Raw genomic sequence first — 21,554 nt, forward strand, 5'->3', positions numbered from 1 at the left:
CTTTCACCTGATTTTTTTAAGGAGATTCGCATGACCAGCAACAACCCGAAAACCCGTGAATGGCAAACCCTGAGCAACGATCACCACCTGGCCCCGTTCAGCGACTTCAAGCAGCTGAAAGAGAAAGGCCCACGGATCATCACCAACGCCAAGGGCGTTTACCTCTGGGACAGCGAAGGCAACAAGATCCTCGACGGCATGGCCGGCCTGTGGTGCGTGGCGATCGGCTACGGCCGCGATGAACTGGCCGATGCCGCCAGCAAACAAATGCGCGAACTGCCTTACTACAACCTGTTTTTCCAGACGGCTCACCCGCCGGTGCTGGAACTGGCCAAAGCCATCTCCGACATCGCGCCACAAGGCATGAACCACGTGTTCTTCACCGGTTCCGGCTCCGAAGGCAACGACACCATGCTGCGTATGGTTCGTCACTACTGGGCGATCAAGGGCCAGCCGAAGAAGAAAGTCATCATCAGCCGCAAGAACGGTTATCACGGTTCCACCGTGGCCGGCGCGAGCCTGGGTGGCATGACGTACATGCACGAACAAGGCGACTTGCCGATTCCGGGCATTGTCCACATCGCGCAGCCGTACTGGTTTGCTGAAGGCGGCAAGATGACACCGGAAGAGTTCGGTATCTGGGCGGCCAATCAGCTGGAAGAGAAGATTCTGGAAGTCGGCGTGGACAACGTCGGTGCCTTTATCGCCGAGCCGATCCAGGGTGCCGGTGGCGTGATCATTCCGCCAGACACCTACTGGCCGCGCATCAAGGAAATCCTCGCCAAGTACGACATTCTGTTCGTGGCGGACGAAGTGATCTGTGGGTTCGGCCGCACCGGTGAGTGGTTCGGTAGCGATTTCTACGACCTCAAACCCGACATGATGACCATCGCCAAAGGCCTGACGTCCGGCTACATCCCGATGGGTGGCCTGATCGTGCGTGACGAAGTGGTTGCGGTGCTCAACGAAGGTGGCGATTTCAACCACGGCTTCACCTATTCCGGGCACCCGGTGGCTGCTGCGGTGGCACTGGAGAACATCCGCATCCTGCGCGAAGAAAAAATTATCGAGCGCGTTCATGCAGAAACGGCACCCTATTTGCAGAGTCGCCTACGAGAACTGAACGATCACCCATTGGTGGGGGAAGTGCGTGGGGTGGGTCTGCTGGGGGCGATCGAGCTGGTGCAGGACAAGGCCACTCGCAAGCGTTACGAAGGCAAAGGCGCTGGCATGATTTGCCGCACGTTCTGCTTCGAAAACGGCCTGATCATGCGCGCCGTCGGCGACACCATGATCATCGCTCCGCCACTGGTGATTACACCGGCTGAAATCGATGAGTTGGTGACCAAGGCACGCAAGTGTCTGGACCTGACCCTGAGTGCATTGCAGGGCTAAGTGCTAGGCTCTGAGCGGGGTGCGAAGTTCGCATTTCGCTCAGCGCAAACAAAGGATGGGTCTTTCCTTGAAAGCCTGCCTTGGATCTTGCCAGACTACCGGTTGTTTTAGTTGCCCAGGAATAGGCCGCTGGCTCTTGGTTAACAAGAACGTGGTTAAAAAGAATAATTGGAGCATTACCCATGAAGGCATTAGGTATGAAGATAGCTGGCAAGACCCTCCTCGCCATGTCCCTGATGGGCGTGATGGCGGGCGCAGTTCAGGCGGACGACAAGGTTCTTCACGTGTACAACTGGTCCGATTACATCGCACCGGATACCGTCAAGAAGTTCGAAGCCGAGTCGGGGATCAAGGTTGTTTACGACGTATTCGACAGTAACGAAACCCTGGAAGCCAAGTTGCTGGCAGGCAAGTCCGGCTACGACATCGTCGTACCGTCGAACAACTTCCTGGCCAAGCAGATCAAGGCCGGCGTTTACCAGAAGCTCGACAAGTCCAAGCTGCCTAACTGGAAGAACCTGAACCCTGACCTGCTTAAAGCAGTATCGGTAAGTGACCCGGGCAACGAACACGCGTTCCCGTACATGTGGGGTTCGATCGGTATCGGCTTCAACGCCGAAAAGGTCAAGGCTGCACTGGGTGCCGATGCGCCAACCAATTCCTGGGACCTGCTGTTCAAACCTGAAAACGCCGCCAAGTTGAAGTCGTGCGGTATCAGCTTCCTCGATTCGCCAACCGAGATGATTCCGGTGGCGTTGCACTACCTGGGCTATCCAACCGACAGCCAGGACAAAAAACAACTGGCCGAAGCCGAAGCACTGTTCCTGAAGATTCGTCCTTCGGTGGGCTACTTCCACTCGTCCAAGTACATCTCCGACCTGGCCAACGGCAACATCTGCGTGGCCGTGGGTTACTCGGGTGACATCTACCAGGCCAAGTCCCGCGCGGCTGAAGCCGGTGACAAGGTGAAAGTCAGCTACAACATTCCGAAAGAAGGTGCGGGCAGCTTCTACGACATGGTCGCCATCCCTAAAGATGCCGAAAACGTCGAAGGCGCCTACAAGTTCATGACCTTCCTGCAGAAGCCGGAAATCATGGCTGAAATCACCAACGCCGTACGCTTCCCGAACGGTAACGCGGCCGCCACCGCATTGGTCGATAAAGAAATCACCGCCGACCCAGGCATCTATCCGCCAGAGGACGTGCTGGCCAAGCTGTACGCGATTGCCGACTTGCCGGCCGCGACCCAGCGGATCATGACTCGCAGCTGGACCAAGATCAAATCCGGTAAGTAAGTAAAACCCTGTAGCAGCTGCCGCCGGCTGCTACAGGGATCTTTATAAAGTTTGCTGGAACGGTTTTTCGAGGGTAAGTTGCGCGCCGGTTTTGTTGCCAGGCAGCCATGGCTGTCATGTAACGCTGGGCAACTTGGGCCCAACTAATTTTAGAGGACCTCCACGTGCCATTTTTTTCTTTGTTGCGCAATGCACTGCTGGTCGGCGCCGGACTGACGCTTGCCGTTAGTGTCCAGGCGGCTGGCACTGTGCATATTTATAACTGGTCGGACTACATCGGTTCGACGACCCTGGCAGACTTCCAGAAAGAAACCGGCATCAAACCGGTTTATGACGTCTTCGACTCTAACGAAACCCTGGAAGGCAAGTTGCTGGCCGGGCGTACCGGTTATGACGTGGTCGTGCCGTCCAACCACTTTCTCGGTAAGCAGATCAAGGCGGGCGCTTTCCAGAAGCTCGACAAGTCCAAGCTGAGCAACTATGCCAACCTCGACCCGGTGCTGCTCAAGCGCCTGGAGCAAAACGATCCGGGTAACCAGTACGCCGTGCCGTATCTGTGGGGCACTAACGGCATCGGTTACAACGTCGACAAGGTCAAGGCCGTACTGGGCCTCGACAAGATCGATTCCTGGGATGTGGTGTTCGAGCCGGAGAACATCAAGAAACTGCACAGCTGCGGCGTAGCGTTCCTCGACTCCGCCGATGAGATGATGCCCACGGTCCTCAACTACATGGGCCTGAACGCCAACAGCACCAACCCCGAAGACTACAAAAAGGCCGAAGCCAAGTTGCTGGCGGTGCGGCCTTACGTGACCTATTTCCACTCGTCCAAATACATCGCGGACCTGGCCAACGGCGATATCTGCGTGGCGATCGGCTTTTCCGGCGACATGTTCCAGGCCAAGGCCCGCGCGGCTGAAGCCGGCAAAGGCATGAACATCGCCTACTCGATTCCGAAAGAGGGCGGCGCGCTCTGGTTCGACATGCTGGCGATCCCCAAGGATGCGGCCAACGTCAAGGAAGCCCATGCCTTCATCAACTATTTGCTGAAACCCGAGGTGATCGCCCAGGTCAGCGATTCCGTGGGTTACGCCAACCCTAACCCAGGGTCGGACACACTGATGGAACAGTCCATTCGCACCGACGAATCGGTTTATCCACCGCAAGCAGTCCTCGACAAGACTTACGTGTCTATCGAGTTACCACCAAACATTCAACGTTTGATGACCCGCAGCTGGACCAAGGTCAAGTCGGGTAAATAGCTTCAAGGCTCAAACTATCCAAGGTTGGCTCACCTTGAGCGAACTGCACTCTTTTTTTCTGGGAGTTTCGTAAATGGCAGTTGCCTCCGGCGCCTATAAGAAAGCCCTCGAGGGCGACCAATCACCTAAACAGGTGTTGGTCAAAATCGACCGGGTCACGAAGAAGTTCGACGAGACGATTGCCGTGGACGATGTGTCCCTGGAAATCAAGAAAGGCGAGATTTTCGCCCTGCTCGGCGGTTCGGGATCGGGCAAATCCACGTTGCTGCGCATGCTCGCAGGCTTCGAACGGCCCACGGAGGGGCGCATTTTCCTCGATGGCGTAGACATCACCGACATGCCGCCGTACGAGCGGCCGATCAACATGATGTTCCAGTCTTACGCCCTGTTCCCGCACATGACCGTGGCGCAGAACATCGCGTTCGGCCTCAAGCAGGACAAAATCCCCGCAGCTGAAGTCGATGCGCGCGTGGCGGACATGCTTAAGCTGGTTCAGATGACGCAATACGCCAAGCGCAAGCCGCATCAGTTGTCCGGTGGCCAGCGTCAGCGTGTGGCCCTGGCGCGTTCGCTGGCCAAGCGACCGAAGCTGTTGCTGCTCGACGAACCGATGGGTGCTCTGGACAAGAAGCTGCGCTCGCAAATGCAGCTTGAGCTTGTCGAGATCATCGAGCGGGTCGGCGTAACCTGCGTCATGGTGACCCACGACCAGGAAGAGGCCATGACCATGGCCGAGCGCATCGCGATCATGCACCTGGGCTGGATTGCGCAGATCGGCAGCCCGATCGACATCTACGAAACCCCGACCAGCCGTCTGGTCTGTGAGTTCATCGGCAACGTCAACATCTTCGACGGTGAAGTGATCGACGACGCTGAAGGTCACGCGACCATCACCTGCAAGGACCTGGACCGCCAGATTTACGTGGGCCACGGCATCAGCACGTCGGTGCAGGACAAATCCGTGACCTACGCGATCCGTCCGGAAAAACTGCTGGTGACGCCGACCATGCCGACCTGCGAATACAACTGGTCCAGCGGCAAGGTGCATGACATCGCCTACCTCGGCGGTCACTCGGTGTTCTACGTCGAACTGCCGAGCGGCAAGATCGTCCAGTCTTTCGTCGCCAATGCCGAGCGCCGCGGTCAGCGCCCAACCTGGGGTGACCAGGTTTACGTGTACTGGGAAGACGACAGCGGCGTGGTACTTCGCTCATGAACATGCGCAAATTCAAACGCCGCCTCAATCGAATAATTCCCGGTGGCCGTCAGCTGGTCATCGGGGTTCCGTTTATCTGGCTGTTCATGTTCTTCATGTTGCCGTTCTTCATTGTTCTGAAGATCAGCTTCGCCGAAGCCGACGTGGCCATTCCGCCGTACACCGAGATCTATAGCTTCGTCGAGCAGAAGCTGCAGGTGCTGCTCAACCTCGGCAACTACGCGATGCTCGCCGGTGACGAGTTGTACATCGCCGCGTACCTCGGTTCGTTGAAGATGGCGCTGATCAGCACCATCCTCTGTTTGCTGATCGGTTACCCGATGGCCTACGCCATTGCCAGCGCCCGTAAAGAGATGCAAACGGTGCTGGTGCTGCTGATCATGATGCCGACCTGGACCGCGATCCTGATCCGCGTGTATGCGTGGATGGGCATCCTCAGCAACAACGGTCTACTCAATGGTTTCCTGATGACCATGGGCTGGATCGACGAACCTCTGCAGATCCTCAACACCAACCTCGCGGTGTACATCGGCGTGGTGTATTCGTATCTGCCGTTCATGATCCTGCCGCTCTACGCCAACCTGGTGAAGCACGACAACAGCCTGCTGGAAGCCGCATCCGATCTGGGTTCGAGCACGTTCAACAGCTTCTGGAAGATCACCATTCCGCTGTCCAAGAACGGCATTGTCGCGGGCTGCATGCTGGTTTTCATTCCGGTGGTGGGCGAGTTCGTGATCCCGGAACTGCTCGGCGGCCCGGAAACCCTGATGATCGGTAAAGTGCTCTGGCAAGAGTTCTTCAACAACCGTGACTGGCCGGTTGCCTCTGCCCTGGCAGTGGTGATGTTGTTGATCCTGATTGTGCCAATCATCCTGTTCAACCGTAGTCAGGCCAAAGAAATGGAGAGTAAAGAATGAAGCGCTTCCGTTTCTCAAGTTTCATGCTGGTTGCGGGTTTGCTGTTCATCTACGCGCCGATGCTGATCCTGGTGATCTACTCGTTCAACGCCTCGAAACTGGTAACGGTGTGGGGCGGCTGGTCGATCAAGTGGTACGTCGGTTTGATGGACAACACTCAACTGATGGGCTCGGTGGTGCGCTCGCTGGAAATCGCCTGCTACACGGCGGTGGCGGCGGTGGCGCTGGGTACGTTGGCGGCATTCGTGCTGACCCGTATCACCCACTTCAAGGGGCGCACGCTGTTCGGTGGCCTGGTCACCGCGCCGCTGGTGATGCCCGAAGTGATCACCGGTCTGTCGCTGTTGCTGCTGTTCGTGGCGATGGCGCAGATGATCGGTTGGCCACAGGAACGCGGCATCATCACCATCTGGATCGCCCACACCACGTTCTGTGCGGCGTATGTGGCGGTGGTGGTCTCGGCGCGCTTGCGTGAGCTGGACCTGTCCATCGAAGAAGCGGCCATGGACCTTGGCGCGAAGCCGTGGAAGGTGTTCTTCCTGATCACCATCCCGATGATCGCGCCATCGTTGGGGGCCGGCGGCATGATGTCCTTTGCCCTGTCCCTGGATGACCTGGTGTTGGCGAGCTTCGTGTCCGGTCCGGGTTCGACGACCCTGCCGATGGAAGTGTTCTCGGCGGTACGTCTGGGCGTGAAGCCTGAGATCAACGCTGTGGCCAGTCTGATTCTGCTGGCGGTATCGCTGATGACCTTCCTGGTCTGGTTCTTCAGCCGTCGTGCTGAAGAAAGTCGCAAACGTGCGATTCAGCAGGCGATCGAAGAAGGCGCTGCCGACTCCTGGAAACAACCGGACGTGCGTCGCGCCCCGCAGGCGCCGGAAGCGGCTTGATCCACGCATGATCGTTCCCACGCTCTGCGTGGGAATGCCTCTATGGACGCTCCGCGTCCACTGTGACGCGGAGCGTCACGGGCTGCATTCCCACGCGGAGCGTGGGAACGATCAGGTCAGGAAACCCAGGGTGACTTGCGGATGATCTCGACAAAGTTCATCGGCTTGAAACCCGGCTCACTGTCGACCAGCACATCCGCGTTTACGGTGCCGAAAGTGGTGTCCGGCTTGTGTTTGAAGCCATTGGCGAACGCACACAGGATGCACTCCTTGAACCCTTCGCCACGCGGGTGGGCATGCACCACTTCTTCGCGTTGCGCGCTGGGGAACGCTGCGTAATCGATGCCCAGCACATCCATTTCGACGCCAGCGGTGACCAGTGCCACGTTAGGACGCAGGTGTTGCGGCACGCCCGGTGTGGTGTGCAGGGCAATCGACAACCACACTTGCTCGATATCGTCGTTGGACAAACCGTAAGGCTTGAGGAACGCTTTGGCAGCGTTGGCGCTATCGACTTCGAAGCGCTCGGTGTCAGTGCGATGACCCTTCACCAGGCCCAAGTCATGGAACATCGCGCCGACGTACAACAGTTCGGGGTTGTAGGCCAGTTGCTTGCGTTCACCGCTCAAGGCGCCGAACAGAAACACCCGACGCGAATGGTGATACAGCAGGTCTGATTCGACGTCGCGAATGTATTCCGTGGTGGCCTTGGCCAACGCGCTGTCGGGGATTTTGATACCGGCGATGGTGCTGCTCATGGTGCTGTCCTCGTGGGGAACGCCGTGGCGGCGCTGATGGGATCAGTCTGTCCGCGCACCCGAAACCGGACAATCGATCCATGGCTGCGATCCCGGCCAATGAGCATGCATATCGCGCCAACCTCGCTTGTTGGTCGCGGATTGGCTAAGTTTGAATCCAGGTTGCACGCATGCCCTGTAGCAGCTGCCGAGCCCGCGAGGCTGCGTTCGGCTGCGAAGCAGTCGTAAACCCTGCGCACGCGATTCACCTGAAAGACCGCAGTGCCTGATTTCACGACTGCTGCGCAGCCGGACGCAGCCTCGCGGGCTCGGCAGCTGCTACAGATCGTGTGGTGGCCGACTTTCATTTCAATACCTGGAAGGCGAATTTTGCCATGAGTAAAACCGTTGCCATCGTGGTCTTCGCCGGCGTTCAGTCCCTGGACGTCACCGGTCCCATGGATGTGTTTTGCGAAGCGAATCGTTTCCTTGAGCCGGCAGATCACTATCGACTGGTGGTGATCGGCGTCGAGCGCGGGGTGATGGCGTGTTCCAACGGTTTGTCACTCAATGCCCATCGGCATTTCAGTGAAGCGCTGGAGGCTTATGACTTGCTGCTGGTGGCCGGTGGGCCGCAGTTGCCGTTCATGGATTTCGGTGCGGCATTCGATGCCTGGCTGCGCGATGCCTGCGCGCAGGCGCAACGCTTTGGTTCGATCTGCAACGGCGCGTTCATGCTCGCTCGGGCCGGGTTGCTGGAAGGACGAACGGTGACCACCCACTGGGGCGACGCCGCGGCGCTGGCGCAGTTGTGCCCGTCGACTCAGGTCGAGGCGGATCGTCTTTACGTACAGGACGGCGACCTCTACACCTCGGCGGGTGTCACGGCCGGGATTGATCTATCGCTGTACTTGCTGGCCAGGGATCACGGGCCAGAAGTAGCGCTGAGTGTGGCAAAGCGACTGGTGGTGTTCACTCAGCGCTCGGGCGGGCAGTCACAGTTCAGCCCATTCCTCACACCACACGCCGAACCCACTTCTGCCGTGGCGTTGGTGCAGCTTTACGTGTTGGCCAACCTGACGGGCGACCTGGCAATTGCCGACCTGGCGAACGCCGCCAACATGAGCGCCCGCAACTTTTCCCGGGTGTTTGCCAAAGAGGCGAAAGTCACCCCGGCGGAATTCGTCGAACGGGCCAGGGTGGACGCGGCGCGGGTGCTGCTTGAAAGCACCCACTCGCCGCTGAAGACCGTGGCCTATCAGTGCGGATTTCGCGATGCCCAGCACATGCGCAGTGTGTTCAATCGCAGGCTGGGCGTGACACCGCAGCAATTCAGGCTGAACTTTGCGGCGATGGTTTGACCTGACATTGTTGTTGCCTGTCAGGGCCTCTTCGCGAGCAAGCCCGCTCCCACACTGGACCGAGTTGCCCAGGCAGACACGGTTCAATGTGGGAGCGGGCTTGCTCGCGAAGGCGTCAGCCCGGCCAACGAAAATCTATTGAGCCGCTCTCGCTGGCAACAGTTTCAACGTGCTGCGCGTGTTGGCCGTGACTTCTTCGTCGTTGAGGTGCGCCTGGTAGTAGATCCCTTCGATATACGCCTCAGCCTGGTCGTCATAGTGGCTGTCGAACGGCACGCCACTCTGGCCAACCGGGTTGACGGTCAGGCTGTGGGTCGGGTCGGCGAAGTCGATCAGGCGACGGGTCGAGGGACCATAAGTTACTGGCCACGGCGCCGGGCCGATTTTGGCCGAGAGGTTGTTCGGTACTTCGTGAGTGCCAGGTGCCGCGAACGGGCCGACATTGAAGATACGATCCAGCGGCTTTTGCTGCCCCAGCGGATGGCCATGGGTCAGCGTATGGGCCTTGCCCCACTGCCATTGCGCGAAATCGGCGCCGAGGGTGATCTTGAGGTGAGCGATGCTCGCCTGCCACGCAACCTTGACCGTATCGGCGCGGGTTTCCTTGCCGAGGGTGTTGCGGTTGTCCCACCACGGTGAATCGGCCGTCGCGGCCAGGCGAGGCAGTGCGGAATCAATCACCCGGGTCGACAGCAAAGTCTCGAAGAAGTCATTGCCCAGTTCATCGTGCATCGTCGCGTCAGCCAGATTGAACAGGAACTGGTTGAACAGCGTGGCGCTGGTGGAATCGAGCGGGTAGTCGCCTTTCCATTGGGCCAATTGCTCAACCAGTTTGAGCTCGGCGGGATCGCTCACCCCTTCACGCAGTACGGGCAGCAACGGCGCCAACAGGCGCGGGCCGTAGGCGGTGGTGGTACCCAGTTGCAGCTTCTGGCTGGCGTCCAGATCCCACTTGATGGTTTTGTCGCTGAGCTGGCGATTGAGCTGCTGACCTCGATCGGCCAGGTTGTAGTAACCGGGAATCTCCATGCCGGTCGGCGACACTGGCTGGAAGTTGGCCGAGACGATGTAACCGCGTGCCGGATTCTCTTCCTGTGGGTTGGCGCTGAACGGGTAGAAACCTTCCTTGTCCGCGTCGGCGGTGCTGCCGTCGAGAATGAACCCCGGACGCACACCCGCCGGACGTTTTGGCAGTTGCGCCGCTGCCCACCAGCCGATGTCGCCCTTGGCGTTGGCCCAGACGATGTTCAGGCCCGGCGCCTGAACCTTTGCGGAAGCACTGCGCGCTTTGGCCAGGGTGTCGGCGCGGTTGAGCTGGTAGAAGCCCTCAAGGATCGGATTCTGGCTTTCGAGAAAACCCCACCACATGGCGATCGGCGTTTTGCCGACGCTGCTGCCCAGCGCATCGTTGACAATCGGCCCGTGGGGCGACTGGCGCAGCACCACTGTTACCGGCGCCTGGCCCTTGACCGCGATCTGCTGTTCGCTGGTCACCATGTCCACCCACTTGCCGCGATACCAGACCTGATTGGAGTTGTCCGGGTTGACCTTCTCGGCGATCAGGTCCAGGTCGTCGTTCTGGAACATGGTGATGCTCCAGCCGAAGTCGCGGTTCATCCCGAGGGAGGCGAACGGCATCAATGCCTGATAATGGCCGTAGAGCTCAAAACCCGGCGCCGAGAGCTGCGCTTCATACCACACCGACGGTGCGGAAAAGCGGATATGCGGGTCGCCGGCCAGCAGCGGTTTGCCGCTTTTGGTACGACTGCCGGAGATAGCCCAGGCATTGCTGCCCTCGAACTGCGGCAAGCCATTGTCTGCCAGTGACTGTTCGCTGAGGCGGGCGAGGGCGTTGAGGTCTTTCCAGTCGGTACTGGCGAGGGGTGGCATGGCACCGCTGCGGTTTTTCGCCAGCACGCCCTTGGGCTGCCAGTCGAGATCGAAGACGTTCAGGTAGTTGGCGCCCAACTGATCGCGCACGTAGGTCAGCAGCGGTTCGGTGCGAAACGCTGCGGCAAAACTGTAGGCCATGTAACCGGTAATACTGATGGTGTCTTGGGCGGTGAACGGGCGTTTGGGAATGCCCAGTACATCAAACTCCGCAGGTTTTGGATGGCTGTCCTGATACTGGTTGATGCCATCCAGATAGGCTTGCATGGCGATATAGGCCGGCGACTGTTTGTCCATGTTCGCCAGGTAGGTGTCGGCACGTTCGCGAATGCGCAGGCTGCGCATCAGCTTGTCGGTATCGAGCAGTTTCGGGCCCAGAACCTCGGCCAGCTCGCCGCGGGCGAGGCGGCGCAGGGCTTCCATCTGAAACAGCCGGTCCTGGGCGTGCACGTACCCGAGGGCACGGTACAGGTCGGTTTCGTTCTCGGCGCGGATGTGCGGGATGCCGCGCTCGTCGTAGCGCACGGTGACCGAACCTTGCAGGTGTTGCAGCTCCACCATGCCCTGGCGTGTCGGCTGCTTGCTGTAGACGTACCAACCTGCACCTGCGGCGAGCGCAACAATCAGCAGGGCGAGGACGGTCAGGCTACGTTTCATGGTGATTCCTTGTTGTTATCAGTGGCTGCAGTTCCCTGGCGCCACTGTTTACCACGGCTTGCCGACATGGCCATCGCACTTAGGAGGGATTCGCGTCTCCTGTCAGCCTTACTTCACTGCGTCGACAGGCCACGGGCAGTAACAACCCACTGCCAGTGTGTGCGTGGCATTCACCGCGCGGCCTTCGTTCAACGCTTGCAGAATCGGTTCGATAAAGCTGTTGTTCGAATTGCAGGTCAGGCCTTCGCTGTACGGGCCGAAATATGCCAGTTTGCCGCTGCGATCCCAGATCGCCACGGCCGGGCTCGCGGGGATCTGTTCGGAGCCTGGCAAAACGGCGATGCTTTTCAGGCTGCTTAAGGTGTTCGGTAACTGCCCGTGGCTGCCAGGCTTTTGTACCGCATAAAACTCCACGCCTTGCGGTACATAGTGCTCAACCAGTTCGCTCAGGTGTTGTTGGTTACCGACGTTGCACGGGCAGGCCGGGTCCCAGAAGTGCACGAGGCGGATGGCGCCGGGGCCGGCGAGATTGTCGGGCAGGCGCAGCGGGTCACCGGAGAACACCGCGGTGTGCTCGCTGAACGCTCGCAGGTAGCGCCCCTCAAACCAGTCGTAAGCAGCCCACAGCACGCCGGCACACACGAGGGCGAGCAGGCTGGCAAGCAGTGTGGCGCGGTAGGGCGAGCGCATGGATTTCAGTCCTCGAAGGTGCGCTAGCTTGCCATGCTTGCCCCAACAGATGAATATCGCAGGCCCATAAAGTCCGTTTCGCGTTCTGGAATTGCTCATGTCTGCCACTTTCGACTCCGATCATCTGCGTGCCAGCCTGCGGCCGCTGGCCGACTGGCAGCCGCTGTCGGAGGAAGCGCTGGCTTACCAGCGTTTCTACGGGCTGGATTTTGCGGGGCGCAACGTGCGCAGTGGCCTTGGGCGTTTCGCGGTCGATGGTTATGAAGTGGTCAGCCATGTCTGGTGGCCCGAGCGGGCGAAGGCGACGCTGTTTTTGTTCCACGGTTTTTACGATCACACCGGGCTTTACCGGCATGTGATCGAATGGGCGCTGGATCAGAATTTCGCGGTGATTGCCTGCGACCTGCCGGGACACGGGCTGTCCAGTGGCGAACGGGCCAGCATCAAGGATTTCACCGAGTATCAGGACACGCTGCAAGGGTTGTTCACCGAAGCGCAATCCCTCGATCTGCCGCAGCCGTGGCACCTGTGCGGGCAAAGTACTGGCGGCGCGATCGTGATTGATCATGTGCTCAATCAGGGCGCCAGCAGTCCGGCCCAGGGCCAGGTCATTCTGCTATCGCCGTTGGTAAGACCGCGGGCTTGGGGCTGGTCGCAACTCAGCTATTACCTGCTCAAGCCTTTCGTCAAAGCCATCGCCCGGCGCTTCAGCGAGAACTCCAACGACCCGGATTTTCTGCCCTTCCTGCAAGCCGATCCGTTGCAGCCGTTACGTTTGCCGACCGCCTGGGTCGGTGCGTTGGCGCGCTGGATCAAACGCATCGAAGCCGCACCGTACAGCATGCGGCGACCGCTGATTGTGCAGGGGCAGGCGGACATGACCGTGGACTGGGAGCATAACCTTGAAGTGTTGCGGGGCAAGTTCGATCGGCCGCAGGTGTTGATGTTGCCTGAGGCGCGGCATCACCTGGCGAATGAGACGCTGGCGTTGCGGCGGGAGTATTTCGGGTTTTTGAGCAAGCGGATTAAAGGCCGGAATCTTTAGCGGCTGTGGCGGCCCCTTCGCGAGCAAGCTTTGCTCCTACGGATTTGGGTCGTTCGCAAAAATGGCGATCCCCCACCGATCCGTAGGAGCAAAGCTTGCTCGCGATAGCGATCTATCAGGCACCGAAGATTATTGGGTGAGGCTCGGCGTATCCTGCCCCACCGCCAACCCCGCGCGAATCGCCGCCAATGCGGCCTGGTAGTAAGCCTTGCCCTCGGTGGACTCGGCGAAGGTCGCGAACTCTTCCAGCTCTTCATCCGACAGGTCGCGATAGACATACAACAGCGTGTTGTTCAGGTCGCTACCGATCTGGTCCATCAAGCGCTGACGCTGACCGTTCAACATGCCTTGAGCCTGACCACCGCCGAGCAGGCCGGGGATCATCGAACTGAGGCTGTCGGCCGCAACGCCGGCAATCGCCAGGCTGACTTCCGCGCCAGCCTCGCGAGCGGGCAGGGCCTGGGCCAGATGACCGATGATCAGCATGCGGCTGTCGCTGGCCTGAATCTTGGGTAAGCCCTTGGCGTTTTTTGCCAGCTGATCGCGACGGGTCGCGAGCAATTCGGCGGCCACGATTTTCTTGCCCAAGGGTGACTGAAAGAACGTCAGCGCAGGTTTCGGATCGGCGAGGGTCTTGCGCAATTGCGCTTCGGCGCGCTGGTCCACGGCCTGAGGGGCAAAGCGCTGATTGCTGTTATTCACCAGCGCCTGGAACACTGCCGGCGGCAGGCTGTTCTGGTACCGCTGCTGAGCGGCCGAGAGAGCGTCGTTGAAATGCGCGCGTTGTTCTGGCCAACCGGCGACCTTGTACAACTGGTCGTGGCCGTCTGCCCAAGCGGGCAATACACAGAACATCAACAGTGAAAAAAGCAAACGGCGCATAGGGACTCCTGTCAGCAGGCGACTATTCTCCGTGTGGCATTCGTCCTTGTCGAGAATTCGTATCAACCCGCTGCGCGGCTCTGTCGGATTTTCAGGCACAGGAATACTATGCGCGGCATGCGAATACCCTCTGATCACCCGCTGCTGTTACGTATCGTCGACGACCTGGCCGAACACGGCTGGTCGCAGCAGAATATTTTCCTTCCTCTGGGTCTGACCCGGGAACTGGCGGCTGAGTGCCGTAAACGTGCTGCCGAGGGCGAATTGGCCCCGGCCGCCGTGGGTCGAGGGGCAACATCCGAGATTCGCGAGGGGATTCGCGGCGATCATATCCAGTGGATCGAGCCCGGCCAGGCGTTGGCGTGCGACAGCTATCTGGATTTGATGGACAGCCTGCGCGAGGCGATGAATCGCGGTTTGTTTCTGGGCCTGGAAGATTTCGAAAGCCATTTCGCGCTGTACCCGCCCGGCGCGTTCTACCTCAAACATGTCGACCGCTTTCGCGACGACGACCGGCGCATGGTGTCGGCGGTGGTTTATCTCAATGACGACTGGCTGCCCGAGCACGGCGGCCAGTTGCGCATGTACCTGGGTGAAGGCGTCGAGCACGATGTAGTGCCTGCCGGCGGATGCCTGGTGGTGTTCCTGTCGGGTGAAGTGCCCCACGAAGTCCTGCCCGCGACCCGGGATCGCCTGTCGTTGACCGGCTGGTTCCGGCGGCGTGGCAACGAGCCGTTCTGATCATGCAAAAAATTCTGGTTAGCCGCTGTCTGCTGGGCCACCGCGTACGTTACGACGGCGGGGCGAGTGGGCCGTTCGATCAGCTTCAGCAGTGGCTTGATGAAGGTCGGGTGGTGCCGTTGTGTCCGGAGGTTGCTGGCGGGTTGCCGACGCCAAGGGCGGCTGCGGAAATTCCGGGCGGGCAGGGTATTGAAGTGCTTGATGGCCATGCCTCAGTGATCACCACCGAGGGCGAGGACGTCAGCGCCGAGTTTCTCTCGGGGGCGTATCAGGCGTTGGAGCTGGTGCAAAAGCACGGCATCCGCATTGCCGTGCTCAAGGCCAACAGCCCGTCTTGCGGGAATCTGTTGACTTATGACGGGACGTTCAGTGGGGTGAAGGTGAGTGGCGAGGGAGTGACGGCGGCGTTGCTCAGGCGCCATGGCGTGCAAGTCTTCAGTGAGCTGGAGTTGCCGCAAGCGGCGGCAGCCCTGGCAACCCTGAACTAACGCCCTACACAAAACCATTGTAGGAGCTGAGCTTGCTCGCGATGAGGCCATACCAGTCAACATCAATGTTGAATGTTCGACCGCCATCGCGAGCAAGCTCAGCTCCTACAGGTTCCAGCGATTTCAGGGTTTCGGCGCCACACTCGTATCCGCCCCCAACCACTTCTGTTCCAGTGCCTCCAATCGCCCATCCGCCTTGATCCGCTGCAACGCATTCTCCAGGCTGGCATGAAACGCCGGGTTACCCTTCTGAAACGGAATCGCCAGGCTAACCGGCGAGCTGTCTTTTGGTTTTTCTTCAGTCAGCGATTGCACCAGCAGGATTGAGCGTGGTTCTTCCTTCTGCGCGATCAATTGCGTGTTGGTGTGAATGTAAGGTTCGCTGAAGTCGAAACGATCCTCGAGGTCCGGGGTCACTGCTATGTGGTTGATGGCGACGTCGTACTTGCCGGTTTCAACACCTTGCAACAGATCGCTGGAATCGGTAACGACGAAGTCGGCCCGTACGTCCAGTTCGTCAGCCAGCAGTTGCCCCAATTCGACTTCGAAGCCCGTAAGTTTGCCATCTTCCTTGAAATTGAAGGGCGGTGTATTAGCCTCAAGGGCAATACGCAATTCGCCTCGGTCGTTTACATCGTCAATCAGTTCGGCATGAGCCAAAGGGCTCAGAAGGGGTAGCAGGCAGATCAGGCCAGGCAAAAAACGCATGGTCACTCCTTTGAATTCATTTATCGCGATGCTCTGATTCAGGCTCGCTTTGCTATGGTTGTCGAGTGCCTTCGACAACGATTGGCCGTGAAGTTGTCATGGCCACACGGATTTTACGGAAAAACTGGAGAAGAGAATGAAAACCTTTATGTCACGAGCAGCATTGGCTGGCCTGTTGATGGGTGCTTCGATGCTGGCAACGGCTGCTACACCGGCTCCCAAAGGTGCAGAAGTGTCCATCGTTTCTCCTGCGGATGGAGCCACGGTTCCGCAAACCGTCGTCGTCAAGTTTGCTGTCGAGAACATTGCGCTGGCGCCAGCGGGCGATGTCACCAAGAACACCGGCCATCACCACTTGCTGATCGATGTCGATGAACTGCCAGCCGCCGGTGCGCCGATCCCCAACGATGCCAACCACCTGCATTTCGGCAAGGCGCAGACCCAGGCTGAAGTAACGCTGACGCCGGGCAAGCACACCTTGCAGCTGGAACTGGGCGATAGCGGCCACATGCCGTTCGATCCGCCGATCGTGTCGGAGAAAATCACCGTCAACGTTAAGTAACATCAGTCGCGCCCATGAAAAAGGAGACCCGAAGGTCTCCTTTTTTTGTCGCTCAAGTCACTATCAGAACAACACGCGGCAACGAATGGTGCCGTTGATGTGCTGCAGCTTCTCTTGCGCCATTTCCGAGTAATCGGCGTCGACGTCGATCACGACGTAGCCGACTTTCTCGTTGGTTTGCAAGAACTGACCGGAGATGTTGATACCGTTTTCGGCGAAGACCTTGTTGATCTCGCTCATCACACCCGGAATGTTCTCGTGGATGTGCAGCAGACGGTGCTTGCCAGGGTGAGCTGGCAGGGCCACTTCCGGGAAGTTCACCGACGATACCGAGGTACCGTTGTCGCTGTACTTGACCAGCTTTTCAGCCACTTCCAGACCGATGTTGGCTTGCGCTTCAGCGGTGGAACCGCCGATGTGCGGGGTCAGGATCACATTGTCCAGGCCTCGCAGCGGGCTTTCGAACTCTTCTTCGTTGGAGCGAGGCTCTACCGGGAATACGTCGATGGCCGCGCCGATCAGGTGCTTGTCCTTGATCGCGTCCGCCAGCGCTTGCAGTTCAACTACAGTGCCGCGAGCCGCGTTGATCAGAATGCCGCCCTTCTTGATCGCACGGATTTCTTTCTCGCCGATCATCCACTGGGTCGCAGCGGTTTCCGGAACGTGCAGGGTGACGATGTCGGACATGCCCAGCAACTCGGTCAGGCTGGCAACTTGCGTTGCGTTGCCCAATGGCAGCTTGGTCACGGTGTCGTAGAAGTACACCTGCATGCCCAGGCCTTCAGCCAGGACCGACAGTTGAGTGCCGATCGAGCCGTAACCGACGATGCCCAGCTTCTTGCCACGGATTTCGAAGGAGTTGGCTGCGCTCTTGATCCAGCCGCCACGGTGGCAGGAAGCGTTCTTCTCAGGGATGCCGCGCAGCAACAGGATCGCTTCGGCCAGCACCAGCTCGGCAACGGAGCGAGTGTTGGAGTACGGAGCGTTGAACACTGCGATGCCGCGTTCGCGGGCAGCATTAAGGTCAACCTGGTTGGTGCCGATGCAGAAACAGCCGACAGCGACCAGTTTCTTCGCGTGATCGAAGATCTCTTCGGTCAGTTGAGTGCGGGAGCGAATGCCGATGAAGTGAGCATCAGCGATCTTTTCCTTCAGCTGGGCTTCCGGCAGAGAACCTGTGAGGTACTCGATGCTGGTGTAGCCCGCCGACTTGAGGACGTCGACAGCCGATTGGTGGACGCCTTCGAGAAGAAGGAACTTGATCTTGCTCTTATCGAGAGAAGTCTTGCTCATCTGCGTAAACCTGTATCCCGGAGAAAAATGGCAGGAAATAGCCAGCAGACGCTGACCCGGACGGCAGGAAAGCCGTCGCCACAGAATAGCCGTTGGGCACTATCCTGCGGGGTCGGTATGCTAGCATATGCACCCCGCTAAACACTCATTCCTGCGACGTGAAGCGTTCTCAGGATGACCATGAATTGTTCGAGAGTTCTGTCGATGACCAATCCTGCCCTGATTGAAGAGCTGAAGACCCTGGTTGAGCCTGGCAAGGTGCTGACCGATGCCGACTCCCTGAATGCTTACGGTAAGGATTGGACCAAGCATTTCGCCCCGGCCCCGACCGCCATCGTGTTCCCCAAGACCACCGAGCAGGTTCAGGCCATTGTTCGTTGGGCCAATGAGCACAAAATTGCGCTGGTACCGTCCGGCGGTCGCACCGGGCTGTCCGCCGCGGCCGTGGCTGCCAATGGCGAAGTCGTTGTGTCCTTCGACTACATGAACCAGATCCTCGACGTGAACATGACCGACCGCACCGCGGTCTGCCAGCCGGGCGTGGTCACCGAACACTTGCAGAACGTCGCCGAAGAAAAAGGCCTGTACTACCCGGTGGATTTCGCCTCCGCAGGTTCGAGCCAGATTGGCGGCAATATCGGCACCAATGCCGGCGGAATCAAGGTGATTCGCTACGGCATGACCCGTAACTGGGTCGCTGGCATGAAAGTGGTCACCGGCAAAGGTGATCTGCTGGAACTGAACAAAGACCTGATCAAGAACGCTACCGGCTACGACCTGCGTCAGCTGTTCATTGGCGCTGAAGGCACCCTCGGTTTTGTGGTCGAAGCCACCATGCGTCTGGACCGCGCGCCGAAAAGCCTCACCGCGATGGTCCTTGGCACCACCGATTTCGACTCGATCATGCCGGTGTTGCACGCGTTCCAGAGCAAGCTCGACCTGACCGCTTTCGAATTCTTCTCCGACAAAGCCTTGGCCAAGGTCATGGGCCGGGGCGACGTACCCGCGCCATTCGAAACAGATTGCCCGTTCTACGCGCTGCTGGAATTCGAAGCGACCACCGAAGAAGTGGCCAACCACGCCCTGGAAACCTTCGAGCACTGCGTTGAGCAGGGTTGGGTGCTGGACGGCGTGATGAGCCAGAGCGAAACCCAGCTGCAGAACCTCTGGAAGCTGCGCGAATACATCTCCGAGACCATTTCCCACTGGACGCCGTACAAGAACGACATTTCGGTCACTGTGTCGAAAGTCCCGGCGTTCCTGAAGGAAATCGACGCGATCGTCGGCGAACACTACCCGGATTTCGAAATCGTCTGGTTCGGCCACATCGGCGACGGCAACCTGCACTTGAACATCCTCAAGCCGGAAAACCTGAGCAAGGACGAGTTTTTCGCCAAGTGCGCGACCGTCAACAAGTGGGTGTTCGAAACCGTCGAGAAGTACAACGGCTCGATTTCCGCCGAACATGGCGTGGGCATGACCAAGCGTGATTACTTGACCTACAGCCGCTCGCCGGTCGAGATCGAGTACATGAAAGCCGTCAAAGCGGTGTTCGATCCGAACGGCATCATGAACCCGGGCAAAATTTTCGCTGTTTGACTTTTGAATTTAAGAGCTACGAAACAGGAGTCGGTAATGAGCTATCAGCACCAGTATGTCGACGGTACGCGTATTCACTTCCCGCTGGGGAAAGTGGTGTGCATTGGCCGTAACTACGCCGAACACGCCAAGGAACTGGACAACCCGGTGCCTACAGAGCCGCTGCTGTTCATTAAGCCGGGCAGTTGCGTAGTGCCGCTGGAAGGTGGTTTCAGCATTCCGACCGAACGTGGTTCGGTGCATTACGAAGCGGAAATCGCGGTGTTGATCGGCAAGCCTTTGTCGACCAAACCGAGCCGTGAAGAAGTGCTCGATGCTATCTCCGGCTTCGCCCCGGCCCTTGACCTGACCCTGCGCGACAAGCAGGCCGAGCTGAAAGCCAAGGGCCTGCCGTGGGAAATCGCCAAGTCCTTCGACGGTGCGGCGGTGATTGCGCCATTCGTGTCCGGTAGCACGTTCGCCGACCTGACCGACATCGGCATCCGCCTGACCATCAACGGCGAAGTGCGCCAGGACGGCAACAGCAGCGCAATGCTCAATCCGATCGTGCCGATGATCCAGCACATGGCCGGCTGCTTCTCGCTGCAGGCCGGCGACGTGATCCTGACGGGTACGCCGGTTGGCGTCGGTCCGCTGAATGTCGGCGATGAACTGGTGATTGAATTGCCGGGCGCCAGCAGCTTCACCAGCAGCGTCCGCTGATCCAGAAGCGCTGGTGATCGTTCCCACGCTCTGCGTGGGAATGCATCCCGTGACGCTCCGCGTCACATCCTGAAGCGGACGCGGAGCGTCCATGGCGGCATTCCCACGCAGAGCGTGGGAACGATCACTGTGCAGGGCTTTCCCGCCATTTCCCGTTTTTTTCACATCTCGTCCGGATAATTCCGGGACTTGCGGCGTCTTAGCCGGTCCCAATTGTGCTATTACCCTTAGCCTGAATTTCTGGAACGCATCCCTCGATGGTCACCCAACCACTGCCCAAGCTTAAAACTGCCCGCCGCTCGCGCTTTGTCATGCGTTGGTATTCCTGGCTTTTGCTGGTAGCCGCCGCCGCGTATGGCCTCGCGTTTGCGATGCACTGGGATGACCGAGGCGTGCTCTGGGTGCTGGAGCGTTTCGAAAGCCCCGCCGAACGCCAGGAGAGCATCTGGCTGCCGGATTACCGGGCAGTGATCGATGCCAAGGTGCTGCCGGGCATGGAAAAGGACGAGGCGTCGGACCTGGCCTACGACCCGCAGTCCAAAACCCTGTTTTCAGTCATGGGCAATAAACCGTTCCTGGTCGAGCTGACATTGCAGGGCGACGTGCTGCGCAAGATGCCGTTGGTGGGCTGGAGCAACCCGGAAGGCGTGACTGTAATGGGCAACGGTCTGCTGGCCATCGTCGATGAGCGCGAACACATGCTCTCCATCGTCAAGGTCGATGCCGATACCCGCGAGCTGAACATCGCCGACTTCCCGAAATACGACCTCGGCCCTTCGAAGGACCAGAACAAGGCCTTCGAAGCCATCGTCTGGGATTCGCGCAATCAGCAAATGTTGCTGGGTGAAGAGCGTCCACCAGCGTTGTTCACCTGGAAAAGCAACGACGGCCAGACACTCACCGGTGACAAGCAGAAACTCGCCAATGACGAACTGGACATCCGCAACCTCTCGGCGCTGGCCATCGACCCGCGCACCGGGCACACCCTGGTGCTGTCTGCCGACTCCCATTTGTTGCTGGAGCTGGACGAGAAGGGCGAGCAGGTCAGCTTCATGACCTTGCTGGGCGGCTTCAATGGTTTGAAGAAGACCATTCCTCGCGCCGAAGGCGTGACCATGGACGATGCGGGCACGCTGTACCTGGTGAGCGAACCAAACCTGTTCTACCGCTTCGAAAAGCAGAAATAAGCCCGCCGTGAGGGTGGCGCGCGGTCCCCTGTTGGGG

20 protein-coding genes are annotated in these 21,554 nt (G+C 59.1%); 14 read left to right on the plus strand and 6 right to left on the minus strand.

Annotated features, from left to right (window positions below):
* The first annotated feature begins 30 nt into the window (after positions 1 to 30).
* From CKW16_RS02145 to CKW16_RS02170, 6 genes are all read left to right on the plus strand, one after another.
* Positions 31 to 1,395, plus strand: coding sequence for an aspartate aminotransferase family protein (locus CKW16_RS02145; RefSeq protein ID WP_095127019.1), 1,365 nt, complete (start codon positions 31 to 33; stop codon positions 1,393 to 1,395).
* A gap of 197 nt (positions 1,396 to 1,592) precedes the next feature.
* On the plus strand, positions 1,593 to 2,690 hold the full coding sequence (locus CKW16_RS02150; RefSeq protein ID WP_095127020.1) for a polyamine ABC transporter substrate-binding protein: 1,098 nt from the start codon (positions 1,593 to 1,595) through the stop codon (positions 2,688 to 2,690).
* Positions 2,691 to 2,854: 164 nt separating this feature from the next.
* Positions 2,855 to 3,952, plus strand: coding sequence for a polyamine ABC transporter substrate-binding protein (locus tag CKW16_RS02155; protein WP_095127021.1), 1,098 nt, complete (start codon positions 2,855 to 2,857; stop codon positions 3,950 to 3,952).
* Positions 3,953 to 4,025: 73 nt separating this feature from the next.
* Complete coding sequence (locus CKW16_RS02160) at positions 4,026 to 5,168, plus strand: ABC transporter ATP-binding protein (protein ID WP_008150457.1); 1,143 nt, start codon at positions 4,026 to 4,028, stop codon at positions 5,166 to 5,168.
* A gap of 35 nt (positions 5,169 to 5,203) precedes the next feature.
* Positions 5,204 to 6,085, plus strand: coding sequence for an ABC transporter permease subunit (locus CKW16_RS02165; protein ID WP_176471507.1), 882 nt, complete (start codon positions 5,204 to 5,206; stop codon positions 6,083 to 6,085).
* Entirely contained in the window at positions 6,082 to 6,975 is an 894-nt protein-coding gene (locus CKW16_RS02170; RefSeq protein ID WP_095127023.1) for an ABC transporter permease subunit, read from the plus strand. Before CKW16_RS02165 ends, CKW16_RS02170 begins: the two co-directional genes overlap by 4 nt.
* 116 nt (positions 6,976 to 7,091) lie before the next feature.
* Here CKW16_RS02170 and CKW16_RS02175 read toward each other — a convergent pair whose 3' ends face one another.
* Positions 7,092 to 7,733: an HD domain-containing protein gene (locus CKW16_RS02175; protein WP_095127024.1), complete on the minus strand. Its 642-nt coding sequence runs from the start codon at positions 7,731 to 7,733 to the stop codon at positions 7,092 to 7,094.
* A gap of 374 nt (positions 7,734 to 8,107) precedes the next feature.
* Between CKW16_RS02175 and CKW16_RS02180 the strand changes: the two genes are divergently transcribed.
* Positions 8,108 to 9,073, plus strand: coding sequence for a GlxA family transcriptional regulator (locus tag CKW16_RS02180; protein ID WP_095127253.1), 966 nt, complete (start codon positions 8,108 to 8,110; stop codon positions 9,071 to 9,073).
* Between the two features lie 135 nt (positions 9,074 to 9,208).
* Here CKW16_RS02180 and CKW16_RS02185 read toward each other — a convergent pair whose 3' ends face one another.
* Together CKW16_RS02185 and CKW16_RS02190 are read right to left on the minus strand one after the other, a co-directional pair.
* Positions 9,209 to 11,620: a penicillin acylase family protein gene (locus tag CKW16_RS02185; protein ID WP_095127025.1), complete on the minus strand. Its 2,412-nt coding sequence runs from the start codon at positions 11,618 to 11,620 to the stop codon at positions 9,209 to 9,211.
* Positions 11,621 to 11,728: 108 nt separating this feature from the next.
* Positions 11,729 to 12,310 carry a DUF6436 domain-containing protein gene (locus CKW16_RS02190; RefSeq protein ID WP_095127026.1) on the minus strand — a complete coding sequence of 194 codons (582 nt, stop codon included), beginning with the start codon at positions 12,308 to 12,310 and terminating at the stop codon, positions 11,729 to 11,731.
* A gap of 97 nt (positions 12,311 to 12,407) precedes the next feature.
* On the opposite strand from CKW16_RS02190, the gene CKW16_RS02195 reads away from it, so the two are divergent.
* Positions 12,408 to 13,355: an alpha/beta hydrolase gene (locus CKW16_RS02195; protein WP_095127027.1), complete on the plus strand. Its 948-nt coding sequence runs from the start codon at positions 12,408 to 12,410 to the stop codon at positions 13,353 to 13,355.
* Positions 13,356 to 13,484: 129 nt separating this feature from the next.
* On the opposite strand, the gene CKW16_RS02200 is transcribed toward CKW16_RS02195, so the two are convergent.
* Positions 13,485 to 14,237, minus strand: a complete 753-nt coding sequence (locus CKW16_RS02200; RefSeq protein WP_095127028.1) for a DUF2059 domain-containing protein — start codon at positions 14,235 to 14,237, stop codon at positions 13,485 to 13,487.
* A 108-nt stretch (positions 14,238 to 14,345) separates the two neighbouring features.
* Here CKW16_RS02200 and CKW16_RS02205 point away from each other — a divergent pair, with 108 nt between their 5' ends.
* Both CKW16_RS02205 and CKW16_RS02210 read left to right on the plus strand, forming a co-directional pair.
* Positions 14,346 to 14,978: a 2OG-Fe(II) oxygenase gene (locus CKW16_RS02205; protein WP_095127029.1), complete on the plus strand. Its 633-nt coding sequence runs from the start codon at positions 14,346 to 14,348 to the stop codon at positions 14,976 to 14,978.
* Between the two features lie 2 nt (positions 14,979 to 14,980).
* Complete coding sequence (locus tag CKW16_RS02210; RefSeq protein WP_095127030.1) at positions 14,981 to 15,466, plus strand: DUF523 domain-containing protein; 486 nt, start codon at positions 14,981 to 14,983, stop codon at positions 15,464 to 15,466.
* 123 nt (positions 15,467 to 15,589) lie between these two features.
* Here the strand turns inward: CKW16_RS02210 and CKW16_RS02215 are convergent, their stop codons facing one another.
* On the minus strand, positions 15,590 to 16,174 hold the full coding sequence (locus CKW16_RS02215) for a transporter substrate-binding domain-containing protein (RefSeq protein WP_095127031.1): 585 nt from the start codon (positions 16,172 to 16,174) through the stop codon (positions 15,590 to 15,592).
* A 136-nt stretch (positions 16,175 to 16,310) separates the two neighbouring features.
* Here CKW16_RS02215 and CKW16_RS02220 point away from each other — a divergent pair, with 136 nt between their 5' ends.
* Entirely contained in the window at positions 16,311 to 16,736 is a 426-nt protein-coding gene (locus tag CKW16_RS02220) for a DUF4399 domain-containing protein (protein WP_095127032.1), read from the plus strand.
* A gap of 63 nt (positions 16,737 to 16,799) precedes the next feature.
* Here CKW16_RS02220 and serA read toward each other — a convergent pair whose 3' ends face one another.
* Positions 16,800 to 18,029 (minus strand): phosphoglycerate dehydrogenase, encoded by a 1,230-nt coding sequence (gene serA, locus CKW16_RS02225; RefSeq protein ID WP_095127033.1) that lies wholly within the window; start codon positions 18,027 to 18,029, stop codon positions 16,800 to 16,802.
* 204 nt (positions 18,030 to 18,233) lie between these two features.
* On the opposite strand from serA, the gene CKW16_RS02230 reads away from it, so the two are divergent.
* The 3 genes from CKW16_RS02230 to CKW16_RS02240 all read left to right on the plus strand — a co-directional run bounded on the left by CKW16_RS02230 (position 18,234) and on the right by CKW16_RS02240 (position 21,517).
* Complete coding sequence (locus CKW16_RS02230) at positions 18,234 to 19,628, plus strand: FAD-binding oxidoreductase (RefSeq protein ID WP_095127034.1); 1,395 nt, start codon at positions 18,234 to 18,236, stop codon at positions 19,626 to 19,628.
* Positions 19,629 to 19,664: 36 nt separating this feature from the next.
* The gene (locus CKW16_RS02235) at positions 19,665 to 20,330 is read left to right on the plus strand and encodes a fumarylacetoacetate hydrolase family protein (RefSeq protein WP_046053735.1); all 666 of its coding nucleotides are present in this window, start codon (positions 19,665 to 19,667) and stop codon (positions 20,328 to 20,330) included.
* 257 nt (positions 20,331 to 20,587) lie between these two features.
* Entirely contained in the window at positions 20,588 to 21,517 is a 930-nt protein-coding gene (locus CKW16_RS02240) for an SdiA-regulated domain-containing protein (RefSeq protein ID WP_095127035.1), read from the plus strand.
* The last annotated feature ends 37 nt before the right edge of the window (positions 21,518 to 21,554 follow it).

It is taken from the genome of Pseudomonas sp. Irchel s3h14 (assembly GCF_900187425.1).
Taxonomy (GTDB): Bacteria; Pseudomonadota; Gammaproteobacteria; order Pseudomonadales; family Pseudomonadaceae; genus Aquipseudomonas.

Bases quoted from the DNA above. Each gene is read 5' to 3' on its own strand.
- CKW16_RS02145 (WP_095127019.1), top strand. From the start codon at position 31: ATGACCAGCAACAACCCGAAAACCCGTGAATGGCAAACCCTGAGCAAC.
- CKW16_RS02150 (WP_095127020.1), top strand. From the start codon at position 1,593: ATGAAGATAGCTGGCAAGACCCTCCTCGCCATGTCCCTGATGGGCGTG.
- CKW16_RS02160 (WP_008150457.1), top strand. From the start codon at position 4,026: ATGGCAGTTGCCTCCGGCGCCTATAAGAAAGCCCTCGAGGGCGACCAA.
- CKW16_RS02170 (WP_095127023.1), top strand. From the start codon at position 6,082: ATGAAGCGCTTCCGTTTCTCAAGTTTCATGCTGGTTGCGGGTTTGCTG.
- CKW16_RS02175 (WP_095127024.1), bottom strand. From the start codon at position 7,733: ATGAGCAGCACCATCGCCGGTATCAAAATCCCCGACAGCGCGTTGGCC.
- CKW16_RS02180 (WP_095127253.1), top strand. From the start codon at position 8,108: ATGAGTAAAACCGTTGCCATCGTGGTCTTCGCCGGCGTTCAGTCCCTG.
- CKW16_RS02185 (WP_095127025.1), bottom strand. From the start codon at position 11,620: ATGAAACGTAGCCTGACCGTCCTCGCCCTGCTGATTGTTGCGCTCGCC.
- CKW16_RS02190 (WP_095127026.1), bottom strand. From the start codon at position 12,310: ATGCGCTCGCCCTACCGCGCCACACTGCTTGCCAGCCTGCTCGCCCTC.
- CKW16_RS02195 (WP_095127027.1), top strand. From the start codon at position 12,408: ATGTCTGCCACTTTCGACTCCGATCATCTGCGTGCCAGCCTGCGGCCG.
- CKW16_RS02200 (WP_095127028.1), bottom strand. From the start codon at position 14,237: ATGCGCCGTTTGCTTTTTTCACTGTTGATGTTCTGTGTATTGCCCGCT.
- CKW16_RS02205 (WP_095127029.1), top strand. From the start codon at position 14,346: ATGCGCGGCATGCGAATACCCTCTGATCACCCGCTGCTGTTACGTATC.
- CKW16_RS02210 (WP_095127030.1), top strand. From the start codon at position 14,981: ATGCAAAAAATTCTGGTTAGCCGCTGTCTGCTGGGCCACCGCGTACGT.
- CKW16_RS02215 (WP_095127031.1), bottom strand. From the start codon at position 16,174: ATGCGTTTTTTGCCTGGCCTGATCTGCCTGCTACCCCTTCTGAGCCCT.
- CKW16_RS02220 (WP_095127032.1), top strand. From the start codon at position 16,311: ATGAAAACCTTTATGTCACGAGCAGCATTGGCTGGCCTGTTGATGGGT.
- serA (WP_095127033.1), bottom strand. From the start codon at position 18,029: ATGAGCAAGACTTCTCTCGATAAGAGCAAGATCAAGTTCCTTCTTCTC.
- CKW16_RS02230 (WP_095127034.1), top strand. From the start codon at position 18,234: ATGACCAATCCTGCCCTGATTGAAGAGCTGAAGACCCTGGTTGAGCCT.
- CKW16_RS02235 (WP_046053735.1), top strand. From the start codon at position 19,665: ATGAGCTATCAGCACCAGTATGTCGACGGTACGCGTATTCACTTCCCG.
- CKW16_RS02240 (WP_095127035.1), top strand. From the start codon at position 20,588: ATGGTCACCCAACCACTGCCCAAGCTTAAAACTGCCCGCCGCTCGCGC.